This window comes from Roseomonas sp. GC11, assembly GCF_024437745.1.
In the GTDB taxonomy this organism is placed as follows: Bacteria; Pseudomonadota; Alphaproteobacteria; order Acetobacterales; family Acetobacteraceae; genus Pseudoroseomonas.
Window position 1 is genome coordinate 1 of record NZ_JANFNY010000162.1, and the last position, 3,731, is coordinate 3,731.

Annotated in this window: 2 protein-coding genes and 1 pseudogene; all 3 read left to right on the top strand. The window is 66.3% G+C overall.

Features of this window, described 5'->3' with window-relative positions; translation table 11 throughout:
* Nucleotides 1-399, top strand: a pseudogene (locus tag NON00_RS24160) (hypothetical protein); the annotation flags it as partial.
* A gap of 13 nt (nucleotides 400-412) precedes the next feature.
* The gene (locus NON00_RS24165) at nucleotides 413-2,248 is read left to right on the top strand and encodes a glycoside hydrolase family 55 protein (RefSeq protein WP_256025352.1); all 1,836 of its coding nucleotides are present in this window, start codon (nucleotides 413-415) and stop codon (nucleotides 2,246-2,248) included.
* A gap of 206 nt (nucleotides 2,249-2,454) precedes the next feature.
* A complete protein-coding gene (locus tag NON00_RS24170; RefSeq protein ID WP_256025353.1) occupies nucleotides 2,455-3,516 on the top strand; it encodes an ADP-ribosylglycohydrolase family protein in 1,062 nt (353 codons plus the stop codon).
* The last annotated feature ends 215 nt before the right edge of the window (nucleotides 3,517-3,731 follow it).

Genomic DNA, 3,731 nt, shown 5'->3' on the forward strand with positions numbered 1-3,731 from the left:
TGGCAGGGCTACGGGGCAGGGCTGGGGGCTACCGCGGCCACCATCCCCACCGCCGAGCCCACAGGCCTCCGCGTCCGTGCCGTGGCGCGCAGCGGGGCGGTGTCGGGCTGGCGGGAGGCGCTGGCCCCGGCCAGCGTCTCGGCGCCCACGGCGACCGGCATCGCCGGCGGGGTGCGGCTGGCCGGAGGCTTTCCGGCAGGCGCTGCCCGGTTGCAGATCTTCGAGGCAGCCTCTGCCAGCCTCCCCGCCGCGGTGAAGCTGCCCGACGAGCCGACCAGCCTCTCCTTCGACCGCACCGGCCTCACCGCCGGCCAGACCCGCTGGTACTGGCTGCGCGCCGTCTCGGCCGAGGGGAATGTCTCGGCGCTCGCCGGCCCCGTCTCGGCCACCGCCCTCTGATCCGGAGGCACCCATGCCCGCGCGCATTGACGATCTGATGGTCCTGAACACCGCCGTCAGCAAGACGGATCTGGCCAAATACCTCCGCGACCGGGAGGAGGTGCTGCCCACCGATTTCGGCGGGATCGGCGATGGCGTGACGGACAACACCGCAGCCATCCAGGCGGCCTTCGACCGTGCCGCGGCGGATGGCAAGTTTGCGGTGATTCCGCCCGGCACCTGGAATGTCTCGGCCGGGGTCAGCCTCGCCGGCGGCGCGCGCGGCCTCAAGATGCGTGGGGTGATCCGCTACACCGGCAGCGCCGCCATCGCTGTGCGGACGCTGGGCAGCGGCGGCACGGTGCGGAACAATGAGAAGCTCTATCAGGGCCTCCAGGTGATCCGGCAGACCCAGAGCAACTGGGCCGATGAGGCGGATATCGGCATCCGCATCCAGAACATCGACAGCAGCACGGTCGAGATCCGGCTGGTGCAGGGCTTCACCATCGGGGTGCAGACGCTGGGCGATGGCCGCGGCGTCGAGGACAGCACGCTGTTCCTCTACCGCATCCTCAACTGCAAATTCGGCATTGATGCGCGCTGCAATGCCAGCACCTCGTGGAACACCTCGATCCGCTACTATGGCGGGCACATCACCCATGCCACCGGGATCAACACCGGGCAGGATCGCTATGGCGTGCGCTTCTCGCGCGTCGATGCCAGCAGCTACAACAATCACAACCGGCATATCTTCGACGGCACCAATTTCGAGCTGAAGCACATCGAGGGCACGCAGCAGGGCATTCCCTTCCTGAACGAGACGGGCGGCTCGGCGATCATCGGGCGCAACCTGCGGCTGGAGGGCTGCTCGAAATGGGTGGCCCGGCACACAGCCTCAGCGCAGGATTGCGAATACGAGGTGGCGTGGTCGAACAGCTATCGGCACGACATCCTCTATGACGCCACGGCAACGCGCTGTGGCAACACGGTGCTCAACCGGCATCGCGCGCCGGCCTCGCGGCATCTGCGGCTGCTGGGCGCGGTGCCGAATGTCCGGGCCGCCGCCTTCCGGCAAAGCAGCACGGAGATCGGGGTGGAGGGGCTGGCCGTCGTGACGCTCTCCACCACGACAGCGACCACCTTGGCCGGCCTCTCGTTCAACGGGGCTGACGGGATCGCGGCCACGAGCCGTGGCCTGCTGCTCGACGCCAATCGTGGCCTGGCCTTTGTGCTGGACACCCAGGCGGCGAAGGAATTCGCGCTGGTGCACAGCCTCGCCGGCGGCGCCGATGGCGGGCGGCTGTTTCTCCGCACCTTCAACGCCGATGGCAGCGTGCGGGAGAACATCGCCTGGGATGTGCTGGCCTCGCTGACCACGCCGGTCTGGAACATCCCGTCGAAAAGCTGGACGGGCGGCGCGGCGATGGCCGATGCCTCGCTGAACCGGCGGATGACGGTGCGCGTGGCGGCGGATGTGGCCGCGGCGCAGATTGGCATCGTTGGCTTTGACGGGCCGATCGAGATCGAGGCGCTGCGGCTCTACGGCTTGCCGGAGCACGCGCCGGCACTGCTCTGCGGCACGCCGGCGCTGCCAGTGGGGCAGCGGGAGCTGGTGGCCGAAATCACCTGGGACCTGCCGAGCCTGGCGCCGGGTGCGACCAGCCTGATTGACGTGACGATCCCGAGTGCGCGGCAGGGCGATCTGGCGCAGGCGGCGCTGGTGTCGTCGACGCGGTTCATCGAACTCGACGCGGCGGCCTGGACGAACAACACGGTGCGGGTGATGGCGCGCAACATTTCTCCCAGTGCCACCTTCGATCTCATCCCGGTGACGCTCTCGGTGCAGGTGACGAAGCGGCGGGTCGGGTGAGGGGAGGGGGGTACTTTCCAGACTACCCCACCATCCGCTTCTGGCTAAACTGCCACTATGTCGTGCCGCTGCAGATGGGATGAGCGATGCCACGAATTCCTGGCAGGTCCTCCGGGCCAATCTTCTCCAAGCCGCCAAATTGTCCAACGAATGGGGGTCAACGCACCTTGATAGTTGTCTCATCGTCGCCGCAGGAGAAGCTGTCCTTGCAGAGCCGGATACGCGGCTGCCTCCTTGGCGGTGCTGTCGGTGATGCGCTGGGGGCGCCCGTCGAGTTCCTTTCCCTCGCGGAGATCCGGCAGCGCTTCGGTGCTGGCGGTATCGGCGATTACGTCCCTGCCTATGGACGGATTGGGGCGATCACCGATGACACACAAATGACGCTGTTCACTGCGGAGGGCCTGCTGCGTGCCTGGGTGCGTGGCACACTGAAGGGTATCTGCCATCGGCCCGGGGTCATCCACCATGCTTACCTGCGCTGGCTGCTGACGCAGGACGAACAGACCAGCAATCCGGATGTGGAGATTGGCCAAGACGGGTGGCTCTTCTCCCTGAAGACGCTGCACGAAAGGCGGGCTCCGGGAAACACCTGTCTTTTGGCGCTGCTGGAGACGAAAAGTTTCGGCACGCCTACGGTCGCACGGAATACCAGCAAGGGTTGCGGTGGCGTGATGCGCGTGGCGCCGGTTGGGTTGTTTGCGCCCGGTATGAGGGGGAACGACGACGTGTTCGGCCTCGCAGTGGATGCCGCGGCGCTCACCCACGGCCACCCGAGCGGCTACCTGTCTGCTGGCTACCTGGCGGTCACGGTGTCAGCGCTGCTGCGTGGTTGCCCGTTGCCTGAAGCGCTGGATATCGCCGATGCCCAGCTTCGGCGGCGGGAAGGCCACCAAGAGGTAGCAGAGGCTGTTGCAGCAGCCCGAGCACTCGCTGCCTGCGGTGATCCCACGCCGGAGCAGATCGAGAACCTGGGGGACGGCTGGGTTGCAGAGGAGGCCTTGGCGATTGCGGTCTGCTGCGCTTTGGCAGCGCCTGACTTCGAAGGTGGTGTGCGGCTTGCGGTGAATCATTCAGGTGATAGCGACAGTACTGCGGCAATCACCGGCAACCTGCTCGGAGCGCTCCTTGGCGAGAAGGCAATTCCAGCGCATTGGCTGGAGAGACTGGAATTGCGTGACGAAATTGGCGCCCTGGCCGATGATCTTCATGCGGCCACATGCGGAATTTTGGATGCCAGGGCCGCCTGGAGCAGATATCCCGGCTGGTGAGACGGACGCGCTGCACGTTGACGGCATTTTTTGCCACCTTCGATCTCACCCCGGTGACGCTCTCGGTGCAGGTGACGAAGCGGCGGGTGGGGTGAGGGGAGGGGGGTACTTTCCAGACTACCTCACCATCCGCTTCTGGCTAAGGCCTGTTAGAGCTTGAATGCTGTTCCCATGTTCTGGGCATGGTGGAGAGCAGCGACAATCAGGTTTTCACG